14 protein-coding genes are annotated in these 14,101 nt (G+C 41.8%); 8 read left to right on the top strand and 6 right to left on the bottom strand.

Annotated elements, in window-relative coordinates; translation table 11 throughout:
* Positions 1-263: 263 nt before the first annotated feature.
* The 3 genes from B5771_RS18830 to B5771_RS18820 all read left to right on the top strand — a co-directional run bounded on the left by B5771_RS18830 (position 264) and on the right by B5771_RS18820 (position 4,217).
* Positions 264-1,973, top strand: a complete 1,710-nt coding sequence (locus B5771_RS18830; protein ID WP_088188899.1) for a DNA repair helicase XPB — start codon at positions 264-266, stop codon at positions 1,971-1,973.
* On the top strand, positions 1,970-3,658 hold the full coding sequence (locus tag B5771_RS18825) for a helicase-associated domain-containing protein (RefSeq protein ID WP_088188898.1): 1,689 nt from the start codon (positions 1,970-1,972) through the stop codon (positions 3,656-3,658). Before B5771_RS18830 ends, B5771_RS18825 begins: the two co-directional genes overlap by 4 nt.
* Before the next feature lie 127 nt (positions 3,659-3,785).
* Positions 3,786-4,217, top strand: coding sequence for a GNAT family N-acetyltransferase (locus tag B5771_RS18820; protein WP_088188897.1), 432 nt, complete (start codon positions 3,786-3,788; stop codon positions 4,215-4,217).
* Positions 4,218-4,320: 103 nt separating this feature from the next.
* Here the strand turns inward: B5771_RS18820 and B5771_RS18815 are convergent, their stop codons facing one another.
* Complete coding sequence (locus B5771_RS18815) at positions 4,321-4,857, bottom strand: hypothetical protein (protein WP_047811412.1); 537 nt, start codon at positions 4,855-4,857, stop codon at positions 4,321-4,323.
* Positions 4,858-5,577: 720 nt separating this feature from the next.
* Here B5771_RS18815 and uxuA point away from each other — a divergent pair.
* The 5 genes from uxuA to B5771_RS25110 all read left to right on the top strand — a co-directional run bounded on the left by uxuA (position 5,578) and on the right by B5771_RS25110 (position 9,655).
* Positions 5,578-6,630, top strand: coding sequence for a mannonate dehydratase (uxuA, locus tag B5771_RS18810; protein WP_088188896.1), 1,053 nt, complete (start codon positions 5,578-5,580; stop codon positions 6,628-6,630).
* Entirely contained in the window at positions 6,630-7,478 is an 849-nt protein-coding gene (locus B5771_RS18805) for an SDR family oxidoreductase (RefSeq protein WP_088188895.1), read from the top strand. Before uxuA ends, B5771_RS18805 begins: the two co-directional genes overlap by 1 nt.
* A 401-nt stretch (positions 7,479-7,879) precedes the next feature.
* Positions 7,880-8,263, top strand: a complete 384-nt coding sequence (locus tag B5771_RS18800) for a hypothetical protein (RefSeq protein WP_088188894.1) — start codon at positions 7,880-7,882, stop codon at positions 8,261-8,263.
* Between the two features lie 250 nt (positions 8,264-8,513).
* Positions 8,514-8,690: a hypothetical protein gene (locus tag B5771_RS24380; protein ID WP_172408311.1), complete on the top strand. Its 177-nt coding sequence runs from the start codon at positions 8,514-8,516 to the stop codon at positions 8,688-8,690.
* Between the two features lie 833 nt (positions 8,691-9,523).
* Entirely contained in the window at positions 9,524-9,655 is a 132-nt protein-coding gene (locus tag B5771_RS25110; RefSeq protein ID WP_282433358.1) for a hypothetical protein, read from the top strand.
* A gap of 845 nt (positions 9,656-10,500) precedes the next feature.
* On the opposite strand, the gene B5771_RS18795 is transcribed toward B5771_RS25110, so the two are convergent.
* From B5771_RS18795 to B5771_RS18775, 5 genes are all read right to left on the bottom strand, one after another.
* The gene (locus B5771_RS18795; protein WP_242966891.1) at positions 10,501-10,959 is read right to left on the bottom strand and encodes a hypothetical protein; all 459 of its coding nucleotides are present in this window, start codon (positions 10,957-10,959) and stop codon (positions 10,501-10,503) included.
* A gap of 363 nt (positions 10,960-11,322) precedes the next feature.
* The gene (locus B5771_RS18790; RefSeq protein ID WP_088188892.1) at positions 11,323-11,631 is read right to left on the bottom strand and encodes a DUF6618 family protein; all 309 of its coding nucleotides are present in this window, start codon (positions 11,629-11,631) and stop codon (positions 11,323-11,325) included.
* Between the two features lie 8 nt (positions 11,632-11,639).
* Positions 11,640-11,894 carry a TIGR04540 family protein gene (locus B5771_RS18785; protein ID WP_088188891.1) on the bottom strand — a complete coding sequence of 85 codons (255 nt, stop codon included), beginning with the start codon at positions 11,892-11,894 and terminating at the stop codon, positions 11,640-11,642.
* 61 nt (positions 11,895-11,955) lie between these two features.
* On the bottom strand, positions 11,956-12,759 hold the full coding sequence (locus tag B5771_RS18780) for an AAA family ATPase (protein ID WP_088188890.1): 804 nt from the start codon (positions 12,757-12,759) through the stop codon (positions 11,956-11,958).
* Positions 12,752-14,026, bottom strand: a complete 1,275-nt coding sequence (locus B5771_RS18775; RefSeq protein ID WP_242966890.1) for a DDE-type integrase/transposase/recombinase — start codon at positions 14,024-14,026, stop codon at positions 12,752-12,754. Before B5771_RS18775 ends, B5771_RS18780 begins: the two co-directional genes overlap by 8 nt.
* Positions 14,027-14,101: the final 75 nt, after the last annotated feature.

Raw genomic sequence — 14,101 nt, 5'->3', positions numbered from 1 at the left:
CCTAAGTTGATCCGTATGTTGGACCGGTCCTGTTGCAAATCATGGGTAACAATCACTATGGTGTACCGCTGAGAAAGTTCACTAAACTCTAGTTGAGGTGGTGGTCGAAATCATCCGTGTTTTAAAAACTAAGTCCCAGACATGAGAACGTATGTTTAACGATCTGACGGCACTCTCCATGAGTACTGTCCAAATGATTCTTTCGGTGCGAAAATTTATGCTATAATTAGTACAAATTATTCGCCAAGAGGAGAAACTATAACATGCTATCTGCGACAAATCCAGTGATCGTTCAGAGTGATCGATCCGTTCTCTTAGAGGTACATAATCCACTTTACGAAGAGGCGCGCGATACGTTAGCTATCTTTGCCGAACTGGAAAAAAGCCCGGAGTATATCCACACCTATCGGATCACTCCGTTATCGCTATGGAACGCGGCTTCAAGTGGAGTAAGACTTGCGGAAGTGCTGAACGGTCTGGAGCGTTACAGTAAATTTCCGCTGCCGGATTCTGTACGCACGGAAATTCAGCAGCTCATGGGCCGGTACGGCCTGGTAAAGCTCCTGCGAGATGGAGATAAGCTCCGGCTCACGACTGCAGACCCGGTAATTCTTTTGGAAATTGTTCGTCATAAAGAGGTCAAGCTTTTGCTGGCCTTTGCTGAACAGGCCAGGAACAGTGATTTCTCAAGCCCGTCTCTGACTCAGGTAGAAATCAACCCGGAAGCCCGGGGGCAATTAAAGCAGCTCTTAATGAAACTCGCCTACCCTGTGGAAGATCTGGCAGGTTATAGTGAGGGCAGTCCTTTGCCCATGGCCTGGCGCAGCGTAAATGTCAAAGGTGAGTCCTTTGGCCTGAGGCCCTATCAGCAGGAAGCCGTCAAATCCTTTCACCAACAGGGTTCAGAGCGCGGTGGGAGCGGCGTCTTGGTTCTTCCCTGCGGCGCCGGCAAGACCGTCATCGGTATGGGAGTAATGATGGAGCTGCAGTGTGAAACTCTGATCCTGACGACGAATAATAGTGCTGTCAAACAATGGCTGCGTGAGTTAAAGGATAAAACAACCCTTGAAGTCGCACAAATGGGCGAATACACTGGCGAAAAAAAGGAAATCTGTCCGGTGACGGTGGCCACTTACCAGATCCTTACTCACCGTTCTAAGGCGGGTGGAGATTTCGATCACTTTCAACTATTTAATGAAAAGAACTGGGGACTTATCATTTATGATGAGGTGCATCTCTTACCTGCCCCCGTCTTTCGTGCCACAGCAGAACTTCAGGCCAAGCGCCGCTTAGGTTTGACAGCGACCCTGGTACGGGAAGACGGCAACGAAGAAGAAGTCTTTACGCTGATTGGCCCCAAGAAAATGGATGTTCCTTGGAAGGTTTTAGAGTCTCAAGGCTGGATTGCCACGGCTGAGTGTTTGGAATGGCGAATCTATATGAGTAAAGACCGGCGTATGGACTATGCTTTAGCTGAAGAAAAGGGGAAATTCCGCTTAGCAGCAGAGAATCCCCGCAAGCTGGACAAAGTCTCTGAATTAATGGAGCGTCATAAGGAGGACCTGGTGTTAGTGATCGGGCAGTATGTAAATCAATTGGAACTGCTTGCCCGAGAATTGAAGGCCCCTTTAATCACTGGTAAAACACCGCAGCGAGAACGTGAACGCCTGTATGAAGAGTTCCGCAGCGGTCATCTGCACTGCTTAGTGGTATCCAAAGTTGCCAATTTTGCAATAGATTTGCCAGACGCTAATGTAGCTATCCAAGTTTCCGGAACTTTCGGCTCCCGGCAGGAAGAGGCCCAAAGGCTCGGCCGTATTCTCCGCCCCAAGCAGGGTGAAAGCCGAGCGTATTTTTACAGTCTGGTTTCTAAAGATACCAAAGAACAGGAATTTTCCATGCATCGCCAGCTTTTTCTAACAGAACAGGGGTATGCTTATAAAATCATGATAGAGGAGGATCTCGAGCCATGAAGAAGCCGATACCCTCTGACCAAGAACAATCCAAAAAGTGGCGGCCCGTATTTGGCCAAAAGTTGCCGTCAGGTTTTAAATCGCCCATTTATGCAGAGGAAACAAGGGAAAATCCGGCTTCGGCTGAAACGAATTCTCCTCGGTCAAGTTCACAACCTCGGTTGAAACCCAAGGAAGCTCCCGTAAAGAGGCTTAAGCCGAAAGTTTGGCCGGATTATTTTGCCAGAATGGATGCTGTGGAGCGAATTCTCTTTGCCTACATGGCCTATGCCCGGCTGGAGGATAAAAGCACCAATTATTTTTGCAGTTATGATCACGATGATCATGCCAGCTTTTACTATTTAGATTGGAATGTAACGGGGCTGGGTTATTCTGAGGTAATAAGGCTTCTCACAAAATGGTTTAAGATTGGCTTTTTATACGAGGGACGATATCCGAATACCTATAGTTTTAAAGAAGAGGCTGCCCGATCTTTTTGGCGGTTTCTTCACGCTCAAGTCCAATTTAATGAAGACATTGAACCGCAAAAGCTTTATCAATCAGATTTATTGAGCACTTTAGATAATCTTTTTAAATTTTTGATTATGGTGGATCAGGGAGACGTGCTTGTCACCCAGAGTCACCAGATCAACAAACACTCCTTAAAACGTATTTTGGCAGTCCTGACTGAGCCGGCGGGATCAGCCGAAGAATTTGATCCGGAAAGCTATTTCTTCTGGCTCTTTGCCATTGCCCGGCATTTCCACCTGCTCGGGCAAAAAGGTGATCGTTTGGTGCTGACAACGATAGCAAAAGAATTGCCTGAAAGTATTAAAGTAGAAGAACTGCTTTGTTCGATTTATCCGGAGCACTTTGAGGCTGTTCGGAATAAGGGCTTTTTCTTAGTACTGCCTGTTTTGAGCAGCTGTACTAACTGGACTAGTTGGGGTTATTTGGTCGGCAAGCTGTTTGGGGTAGATATATGTAATCTCTTAAACTATGAAATTGTCGTCAGCTTTCTCGATCCCCTGCGTTTTCTGGGTTTATTAGATTGGGGCAAGTATGAAAAGGATATTTTAGTGCGGGTAACGCCACTCGGTCAGTTAATCCTGGAAAATTTATTACAAAATCACGGGCTTGAAGCAGAGACTGCAGAAATAAAGAAGATGACAGACCAAATTTATCCCATGAGCGGTCCTGATACTGCCTATGTCCAACCTAACTTCGAAATCTTGCTGCCTCATTCCGCCTCTTGGTCTGCCCGCTGGAAACTAAGCCAAATCGCGGAGCTTGTGCAGGAGGATCAGATGCTAAAATACCGCTTGGATAAAACCTATCTTCTGAATGCTCTGAAACGGGGAATGCCGGCGGCCGAAGTTCTGCCAACCCTGAGAATTTTAAGTACATATCCTTTGCCCGATAATCTCGTTCTGACGGTTCAGCAGTGGGTTGAGTCCTTTGGCCAAGTCACGTTCCTGCGTCTCAGCCTTTTGGAATGTTCTTCACCGGAACAAGCGGCATCCATTGCCACGGCACGCAAATACCAGCAATATGTGCTGGGATTATATAGTCCGACTGCAGTTATTGTGCGCGAGATTGAAAAACTGCGCAAACTTTTGGAAAAACAGGGCATCTACCCTAGTCCGGAGGTTTTAGATGGAGAGAGTGTCGGCAAACGCGGCATGAAAGATGAAAGGAAAGGATAATGCACCTGTTTACAATAGATTCTTTTCGTTGGCAGGTCAAGAATTATGGCTTAATTTTAGATAGTTACTACGGGGCACCTATGCCGAGCATGTAAAGGGGTAGATAATGGCATGGTGAGGGAGAATTGTGAATATAAGATTAATGTCCGTTAAGGACTATGACAAAGTTAATCAATTATGGAAAAGTACTGAAGGTATGGGTATGCGTAGTTTAGATGATTCAATTGAAGGTATTGAAAAATTCATTAAAAGAAATCCTAAAACAAATTTTGTTGCTCAAGTAGAAAATATCATTGTTGGTGTAATATTGTGTGGTCATGATGGTAGAAGAGGATATATCTATCATACTGCGGTCAAAACGGATTATCGTGGAAGAGGAATAGGTAGAGCATTGGTTGATAACGTGATTAATGCTTTAAAAAAAGAAGAAATAAACAAAGTCGCACTTGTTGTGTTTTCGTCGAATGATTTAGGAAACAAATTTTGGCAGTCCCTTGGTTTTAGTAGAAGAAGTGATTTGATTTATAGAAATTTGATCATTAATGAAAAAAATATATAGTGTTTGTACCGGTACATAATTCAAATATTTCCCATGCTTAGCAATCAGATAATCTCCGTTATTTTTTAACTGGCATCTTTTTAATAGATTAAAACCCCGGCGGCTATTGTCGTCGGGGTTCGGTTACGTATCTTATTTTACTTGACTTAATAGAGAGAACAGGTAAATCAATACTGTTTGGGGTAAGTGTTTTGGCTTCATAGGTTTTGATGATAAAATCAATTATCATCTGACGTTTCATATTAATGCCGGCAAACAACAATAATAATATGCCTGTTGTCATTACAAATGCAGCTAAAATTACTTTAAGATGGTTTGTTTCAATACCGGTAAGTAAAACGTAAAATGCTAATAGTTCCCACGCTATCGCTATGGTTAAGACAAATTTGGACAAACTGAATTCTCCGTTGATCAGCGTCCCCTCATTTGTTTTTGTGAATTGTCCTTTGAAAATCCAAGGAAAAGCGTCTCTTGCCAAATTTGGGGAACTAGTCCAAAATGTGTTGTTTTTTCGGTTGATTTTTGCAATTTGATGGGGACTCGAAATAATGGAAATTGACTCGTCATTAATATTATTAATGTGATCTATCTTATTTTCACATTCTTCGACAGAAAATGACGTAATAAAGGAATATTTCATGGTTTGATTCACCTCGCTATTAAATTTATTTATATTATACACAATTCGCCTTAAAAAGTGAATATATAAAAGGGGAGATGGGCCTTCTGAAAAACATAATTATTTTATTAAAGAACATAGCTAATCTACCTTCATCAATTTTTGGTCGATGAGGGTTACCTTAAAGTGAAATAGTCCAAATGTTTCGATATTTAACCGTTACTTTACCTATAATATTTTTAAAGTAATTTAAAAATATTAAAGATAAAAACGTTGCATTTAATCCAAGAGAATTGGTTAGGGGAGAAAATAATATGCTTCATTATTTTTATAACAAACATAATGGTATCCATTATAGTCATTTTTGTAATGATTCGTGAAATTTACCATTTCATTAACGGGAGATATTACCCATACTTAAGCCGGAACAAGGAAGATAGTACTAAGAAAAAATATTCGATTTTGGCTTGTTTATGTTGCTTTTAATCTCCTTGCAAACAAATTAAAGACTACACAATTATTAAACAAACAGTCATTTTAGATATGTCTATTCTTGCCTATTTTTTAGTTGTGAAATTTATATTTCGATGCTTAATCCCCATTAATGTATAGCAAAGTCAATTTTTGGGGCCCACTATCTCACTTCTTACGAAGAAAAGTTTTTGGTGTTTGCCGATATATTACCCTATTTTGTTGGAAACCCTATTTATCATTGGGCGCATTTAGAAGTGGGGTGAAAAAGTGAAATTATCGTTTAGATGGTATGGTGAAACAGACTCTATAAAACTTGAGTATATTCGCCAGATTCCGAATATGCAAAGCATCGTTTCCGCCGTCTATGACGTGCCGGTTGGAGAAGTGTGGAGTCGTGAGAGTATTTCAAGACTAAAGGAAATGGTTGAAGAAAAAGGCCTGTTGTTTGATGTTGTTGAAAGTGTCCCAGTCCATGAGGACATTAAACTAGGCCTTCAAACGCGTGATTTATACATTAAAAATTACAAAGAAACTATTCGCAGACTAGGTGAATTTGGCGTTAAATGCATTTGTTATAATTTTATGCCCATTTTTGATTGGACTCGGACCCAGCTTGATAGAAAACTGTCCGACGGTTCAACAGCCCTGGTTTATTACAAAGATCAGCTGAAAAAGATGGATCCTCTTTCAGGCGAATTAGCCCTGCCGGGATGGGATTCCAGTTACAAAAAAGAAGACTTAAAGCTCCTTTTTGAGCAATACGCCAAAATCAATGAAGAGCAGCTATGGGAAAACATTGAATATTTCTTGAAAGAAATTATTCCCATTGCCGAAGAATCTGACGTCAAAATGGCCATCCACCCGGATGATCCACCGTGGAATATTTTTGGCCTGCCGCGGATTATCACCAGTGCAGAGAATCTTGATCGTTTTCTCAAGCTCGTTGATAGCCCTTATAATGGCTTGACTTTTTGTACAGGGTCACTAGGATGTTCAAGACTCAATAATATCTATGCAATGATTGATAAATACAGCGCACGAGGCAGAATTCACTTCATGCATGTTCGCAATGTGAAAATTCTTGATGATGGCGGTTTTGAAGAGAGTGCTCACTTTTCAGATTCTGGTTCCTTGGATATCGTAAAAATTTTATCTATTCTCCACGCAAATCACTTTGAAGGTTACTTAAGACCTGACCATGGCCGAATGATTTGGGGCGAAACGGGTAAACCAGGCTATGGCCTATTTGACCGGGCACTTGGGGCCAGTTATATCACCGGAATCTGGGAGACTCTTGGAAAAATGAGGAGGAATATTTAGTGAAAATACCTTTTGATATTGATTTGAATAATAAGGTAGCTGTTGTGACCGGTGCGGGCGGCGTTCTTTGCAGCATGTTTGCTAAAGCCATTGCCCAGTGTGGAGCAAAGGTTGCTCTGTTAGACCGTAATATAGAAAATGCCCAGCAATATGCTGATGATATCGTCGCAGAAGGATTATTTGCCAAGGCCTATAAAGTTGATGTGCTTGATAAAGCAAGTTTAGAACAGGCTAGAGTTCAGATAAACGCTGATTTAGGGAGCTGTGACCTTCTGATTAACGGAGCAGGGGGAAATCATCCGCGGGCAACAACAACAAACGAATACTATCTTGAAGGTGACCTGGATAAGGATATTGTAACGTTTTTCAATCTTGATCCTAAGGGTGTTGAATTTGTCTTTAACCTAAATTTTTTGGGTACGCTGATTCCTAGTCAGGTGTTTGCCGTAGATATGTTGGGCAAAGAAGATGCCAGTATCATTAATATTTCTTCCATGAATGCTTATACGCCTCTTACGAAAATACCTGCCTATTCGGGTGCCAAAGCTGCGATCAGCAACTTTACCCAGTGGCTGGCGGTGCATTTTTCAAAAACCGGTATTCGTGTTAATGCTATGGCTCCGGGATTTTTTGTTACCAAACAAAATCACCAGCTATTATATAATGACGATGGAACTCCTACAGCCAGAACGGCCAAGATTCTTGACAGTACGCCCATGGGACGCTTCGGTGAAGAAGAGGAGCTCATCGGTACACTCTTATTTCTGCTTGCCAAGCCTGCTTCAAGCTTTATCAACGGTGTGGTAATTCCGGTAGACGGCGGTTTTAGTGCTTATTCGGGAGTTTAAAACAGGTCTTCATCCCAATCACCGTCACAATATGAATCGAAATCGTTTTTATCCCAGCAATCAAAATTCATAGGGTTTACTGAACCAATTACCATTGCCCAACCTAAGCCAATTAAAATAACTCAATTTCTCTATTTGAAAGCAACACTTACCAAAGAGCGAAATAAAGAATGCCATCCTTGAAGAATTGTCCAAAGGGATTGATAAGGCAGTACAAAATGAAAGCTAAAAAATGGCGGAAGAAGTCTCCTATGTTGCGGGTATGTATTCCCTAAACACCATATCCCTTTGGTGCAACATAAGAACTTCTTCCTTATATAATAGTATTCCTTGATTGAACATTTGTGATAAACCATGAGCGTGGTGATTAATATCCTTGAAGACGGTGTTTGTACTCCCTCATGAAAGCGAGTATCCCAGACTTTCAGTCCGGCAGTGATTATAAAATGTACTATATTGCTGTCCTTGATCCTGTTCCAACACCGTATTGTGTCTTTCGCCGCTATAAGCGTGAACCGGAGATGGATTTGAGTTCAAGCTATAAAATGCTCGCCAGCAGTTACATGGTTGAACTTTATCACGATGATTCCTGGGCGCTTCTCGATTTACAAAAACGCATTCGCCATCTCCTGGAAACCTTGCCGCTTACGACAGTAGGCGGTGTTTTTGTTCAGAGTTTAGAAGTCCAGGACGATTTTCACATGATGCCGTCTCTGCTACAGGAGGTCAGAACCCGAGTGTTCCAGGGAGTCTTAGATTTCGAAATCACCCACCATCCCGAGTAAGAAAGGAGTGTTTGTTGTAAGATAAAAGTACCGAAAGTTGCAATTGGAAATTCCATAGTATTGCAAAATGGATATGCCTCCTCGAAAAACACTTTGACCGCCTAAACTATTCTTAATCAACAAGATGCGCACAGTATTAGAACCGACCCCATGCAGTCGTCGTGGTTGTGGAGAGTGTGGACAAGTCAGTGCCAAATTAACGGTTGGAGCCACGGCTATCGACACAATTACCAAGATCACCAGCCCCCAGATGAAACGAACGTCCATTGACGTAACCACGTTGTCCAGCCCGAATGGTTTTAAACAATTCATTGCCGGACTTGCTGATCCCGGAAAGTTCACCGTGGAAGGTTTCTTCGATACCTCGGATTACGGTCAAAATTTACTCTACAACAAGTTCGTAAGTAGCACATCGACACCTATATGATCACCTTTCCATCCATTACAGGAGCGAGTTGGACGGCCAGTTGCTTTATTGATGAGCTAGACCTGGCTGCCAACGTTGACATGACAAAACCGAGTACAACCTAATCAAGGAAGCCTATAAGGACCAGCAACAATGAATAGTTGAGAAAATTTGTCGACCTGTAATAATAGATTGCATTGAGATAGTGGAAGAAATTTGGTAAATGATGTTTATGACAATACTCCCACAATGATGTCCGGAGCCATTTACATACAATAGCTCTGGACATCATTGTGGGAATATCGTAGTTACATGTCATGATATATTTCGATTTCGCTAATAATGGAGGTTAATTATGGTTGATATTTTCCAAGTAGACTCTTTTACTACTGAACGATTCAAGGGCAATCCAGCAGGTGTATGTGTTTTAGATGAATTTCCTATTCTTAAAGTATGCTTTATATGGCTAGAGAGATGAACTTATCTGAGACCGCTTTGCGATGGGTAGTGTCTTCTAATAACCTAAGCAAATGCTCTTTGTATTCCCGCAACACTACGGTGGTGCGGGAATTCTATTTAAAGAAGAACTGATGTTCTGTTATTTATTATAATATTTTCTGGTAATCGATGAGCAAGTACTGAACGTCGGACATATAGTATATTGTGATTACCAAAATATAACAGGAGGAGGAAGAGATATGGCTTTTGGAGCAGGCGGCGGAGAATGCGGTGGAGGCTTTGGCTGGGGAGCCGGAATCGGTATTGTTGTCGTCATCATTCTTCTATTGATCGCAATGGGAATCGTTTTTTAACGAACACTTAAGACCTGAAGTTTTTTGAAAGGAGGAGATTTGATGTACGGATATGGTGGCTGGGGCGGTGGCTTCGGAGGTGGTTATGGCGGTGGCTGCGGCGGTGGCTGCATTGGAGCAGGAATCATTGCTATTGCCATTCTCATCCTTATTGCTCTTGGCGTGATCTTCTAACAATTTCAAAAGTATTAGGGGGGGTTAAAACCCCCTAATTTTTTATCCGATGGCTAATCGCCACTAAGCCTCTGGTTAAGTTCAACTTAGATTCAGATGGAGTCATCTTCTAATGCTTTAGGGACAGATACCAATGGCTAAAATAAATGTAGTGGTGAAATTTTCGTCAATGTGATTTTATTGCCATGGATATTGGTTTTTAACGAAAACTGTATTTGAAATAAATGGGGATAGAAAATGTACGGATACGGTGGCTGGGTGGCTACGGCGGTTACGGAGCATGGCTAATTGGCGCAGCTTCTACTCCAGGGAGATTCTCTCCCTCACGAGTTGTAGCGGGTTGCGGGGCTGGATATTATGCTAACACCACCTATGGAATAGGCACTGGAATAATCTCAATTGCCATCCTTATCTTGATAGCATTGGGTGTTATCTTCTAAACACTTCGACTGTCAGTTATACAGCTGACAGTTTTATTGCTTTATGTATTCATAGATACTCCCTAGGTGCAGGCACTATTAGCAGGAAATATATTGCGATTTTGTTGATTGGTAAAGGTTAATATATTGTACTAATTATAGACAAGCGTAATTAGCAAGAATTAGAATACAATGCAGCATTACCGCGTCCATCCTTAGGGATTGATGTCTCCTTATTCCTCTAGCTTCTTTTATTTCTTCGGAAATATAAGCTGTGCAGCCAGAAAGGGCAATGATTGATAGAACATTAAGAAATAACTCTACTTTATAAAAACCTCTAGGATACGTTACCAAGTATTGACCGGATAGTTTCTCATAAAGTATATTAATGTGATGTTCACTTGGTTTCCGCCAACTTAAAGAAAGCTAACCATAAATGTTCCGAGTCCTCCAAAAATCGCAGGGGTAAGAAGTACTATGTTCGGAGACGATCCTTTCGAAGCATCCAGTAGGCGATAGGGATTGTTTAACACTCAACTCGACGTGACGAAAGTCAATAGTAAGAAAACCTACAGATGTATGATGATCATAGACGGGATAGTAAATAGACATTCTTGGAGTAAGGCTAAATGGTTCAAGACGGCTGCTTCGAGAATAACTATGCTCTTTTACTACTTCCTGTTTAATTATCTCTTTTAATTCAGTCGGTTCTAACGAAAGATTGCTTGAGTCTATATCCGTAATCATTTGTTTTTGATTGTTTTGACCTGCAAATACTTCAAAAACCCTGTTAGCTGCGTCAATAATTACTAAAGCAAGGGATGCATAAGTAGCCAATAGGGTCATAGAATAAGGCGGTTTTAGTTCAATCATCATAAATTCCAAGTATATAGTCTCATTGGGCTCCATTTGCTGGCGCCAAAAAATTTGCACTTTCTGGAGATCACGTATTGCTAGTCCAATGGCACTGTATGGACGAACAAAAAACCAAAAAATTATAGTATCGGGACAAAGCCTAAATGGGTTCAATTTGCTAGCGAACCATTTCCGTCCTTGATTTAGTAATAGTGAATAATACCTTTGGAAGAAATTTGGGTCTTTACATATAACTGTAGTTCAGCACTTTGAAGGCGGGTTAAACAGCAAATTAGAATTCTCCTAAAACCAGCAAAAACAGCAAATTAGAATTCTGAAAGCACAATCCTATCGCGAAAACGTCAAAAAAAAACAGGTCAATGACCTGCAGAATCAAAACTCCGGATAACCCAATTCTTTGTACAAATGCTGCAAAGCAGCTGCGACAGTAACGCCATCAACTACGCCGAGAACAGCAGTCAGCCTTTCTGTATTCCAAAAAATATCATTCAAATTCGCCAAATGACAGCCGACATCAAAATCCGGCATGCAGGCAAAATAGCCTCTTGATGTTTTGCCAAACACAACCATGATGCTTGAACGGCTTTGAACCATAAATTCATAATGAGTACCATCGTCTTTAAACATAGATATTAGACCGGGCCAGGATTTTTTCTTGTACTTGCAAATAAAAGTATTCATGCTTTCACCTAACCCCATAGTTTGGTTTGAAAACCGGAAAGCATGATGTTAACCAGCGCGGACCTCTTTTTACCGATTCGATTTTCAACCGTAGGATTTAGTCCACTGTGGGAAAACAGTTTCTTTCCATGTTGAGAGGCATAATGCGTCATAAGATCCTTGAGTTGCTTTTCCGAAATTTGCAATTCGATATAGCCATCACAGGCCTTAATCATCTGGACTGCCAGTAATTTTACCGTAATAGGGTTTCTGATGAATTCCATGTATTTGTACTCCTTTTGTACCGGATTGGAATCTGTTTTATGCCTTTGATTTGTAAGGCGGCTAGCTTAAAGAAAGGCTATTGCAGGCCGATAATATAACCTCGGTATCTATCGTGTTCTTTTTGAGTTGAGCACCAAGAATCAGTGCGTTGGTCATAATGCTGTTGATAATACGGGGTGTTCCCTGACAGAAGTTTGCTACCGCATGAACGGCAGCTTCTTCAAGGATGCTGCGTGCAGCTCCGGCGAGTTCAATTCTTGAATAAATATAATGTTTCGTTTCATCAAGAGAAAGTCCTTCGTAGTTGTAGTGAATGACAATTCGTTGCTTAAGCGCTTCGTGTACCGGTTTTTCAAGAATGGAGCTGAGATAAGGCTGACCGATCAGAATGAGCGAAAAGCAGTCCAGACTGTCAAAATGGGTGTTCATCAGCATTTTAATGTCCCTGAGCACGTGAAGATTCAGATATTGGCTTTCATCGATCGCCAACAGGAAGGTTTTTCGTTTTTCCTTCAACAGGTACAGGAGTCGTTCTTGGATGTTCCGAAACATGACGGCTTTCTTGGGTCCGTGATCAAGCCCAAGTTCATGGCAGAATTGATGATAGAATTCTGTGACGCTGACGGTTGAAAGGCAAATGTAGGAGAGCTGATAGAGATTCGGATTTAAACTTTGGGCAAAACAGCGCAGAGCAAAGGTTTTCCCCATACCAGGCAGCGCGGTAAAAAGCCCTATACCGCGTGAACTTTTAAGGTAATTCAGACGGGAGAGCATCTGTTCATGGTCTTTCGATTGAAACGCATGGTTTTCCGGCAAGGATTTGTCAAACGGATTCAAGGTCATACCGTAAAAGGATTTAAACATCATCCGTTCCTCTCATCTTAGAATAATCAATGGCATGCTGGTTATTGCGCTTAGTGCGGCCGTTTTCAACCCGATTGGTCTGACAAATTGGATAGTTCTTGCCTTCGAAGAGAATATACGCCTCCTGCATGCGGTCAGGAAGGTATCGGATTTCAACCTTGGAACGGATAAACTGCATAGGTGCGTCATAATAAATCTTATCAATGGATAGGGTAGAATCCAGGTTTACCTTCCTTGTAACCCGGTTCATAAAGCATTCATCAAGCCATTCCTTGCTTTTGGGAATCCTAACGTGGTCGATACCCCGTTGATAGCGTTCTATGGGGGTTTCGCCGATCATCCTATGAACCGAGGTGTTCCTTGCGCGTACCTTGTCTGCAAGGAGACGGTTGAGTTCATCAAGGGATGACACCGTGGCAGGGTCAAAGCCATAGAGCCAGGATTCCTTCAGGGTTTTGAAGCTCCGTTCGATCTTGGCCTTGCTTGCTCCATCCCTTACGGGCGTATGCAGCTTGACAATGCCAAGGGAACCGCAAATCAACGTCAGTTGTTCATTGACATAAGGGGATCCATTGTCCAAATAAAGTTTTTTGCAGAGGCCATAGCGGGAAATGGCTTCCTTAAGCACCCGTTGAAAATTATAGGCATTTTCATTGTAAAAGAAACGAGAGCCTACAATCAGGCGGCTATGATCATCGATGATCTGAATTAAATAGGTACGCCGCAGCTTGCCATTTTCCTTGATATAGCAGGTGTAGGAAGTATCCGCCTGAAACATGCCGCAGGGATATTCTTCTTCAAAGGCCTTACGATCTTTCTGATTGGGATTAACAGCGGATTTCAAGGCATTATGCTTGATAAAGCGTTGAACGCTTGACAGGGAAACCTGGTGCTGATTAATGAAGCCGTCCTCTACCAGCTTGGTGTAAATAAGAGTGGCATTGATGCGGGGAAATTTATCTTTCAATCGATAAATTTCAGCGATGACCACCTCGTTTAAAACCCTTGTCTTTCCTGAATCACAGCGTTCTCTTGGCATTAAACCGTCCATGCCTTTTTTGCGGTAATATTCTTCCCACTTTTCCAGTGTTTTGGGATGATACATCATCGTTTTTCCATTCGGCAGAACCAATGGATTTCCAGTGACCCTTCGATAGTAGGCAGTTTTTGTAGGTTCGGTAAACGTGCCCTGGATCACCGGAGCAATCAGGGAGAACCGGAAATAGGCCATTTCAATGGCGGTTTTGTCGCTAAATTTGTTTTTCAAACGTAATACACCTCCAAAAGCATCATAGTATGACTAAATTTGAAGGTCTATTACTGGATTATGTGGAGAAACAAA

The organism is Desulfosporosinus sp. FKA, assembly GCF_002196785.1.
In the GTDB taxonomy this organism is placed as follows: Bacteria; Bacillota; Desulfitobacteriia; order Desulfitobacteriales; family Desulfitobacteriaceae; genus Desulfosporosinus; species Desulfosporosinus acididurans.
The sequence above is the reverse complement of the archived record's forward strand: the minus strand, read 5'-3'. Positions and strand labels throughout refer to the sequence as shown.

Coding starts and splice junctions, on each gene's coding strand:
- B5771_RS18800 (WP_088188894.1), top strand. CDS start 7,880: ATGAAAGCGAGTATCCCAGACTTTCAGTCCGGCAGTGATTATAAAATG.
- B5771_RS18830 (WP_088188899.1), top strand. CDS start 264: ATGCTATCTGCGACAAATCCAGTGATCGTTCAGAGTGATCGATCCGTT.
- B5771_RS24380 (WP_172408311.1), top strand. CDS start 8,514: ATGAAACGAACGTCCATTGACGTAACCACGTTGTCCAGCCCGAATGGT.
- B5771_RS18825 (WP_088188898.1), top strand. CDS start 1,970: ATGAAGAAGCCGATACCCTCTGACCAAGAACAATCCAAAAAGTGGCGG.
- B5771_RS18815 (WP_047811412.1), bottom strand. CDS start 4,857: ATGAAATATTCCTTTATTACGTCATTTTCTGTCGAAGAATGTGAAAAT.
- B5771_RS25110 (WP_282433358.1), top strand. CDS start 9,524: ATGTACGGATATGGTGGCTGGGGCGGTGGCTTCGGAGGTGGTTATGGC.
- B5771_RS18780 (WP_088188890.1), bottom strand. CDS start 12,759: ATGTTTAAATCCTTTTACGGTATGACCTTGAATCCGTTTGACAAATCC.
- B5771_RS18790 (WP_088188892.1), bottom strand. CDS start 11,631: ATGAATACTTTTATTTGCAAGTACAAGAAAAAATCCTGGCCCGGTCTA.
- B5771_RS18785 (WP_088188891.1), bottom strand. CDS start 11,894: ATGGAATTCATCAGAAACCCTATTACGGTAAAATTACTGGCAGTCCAG.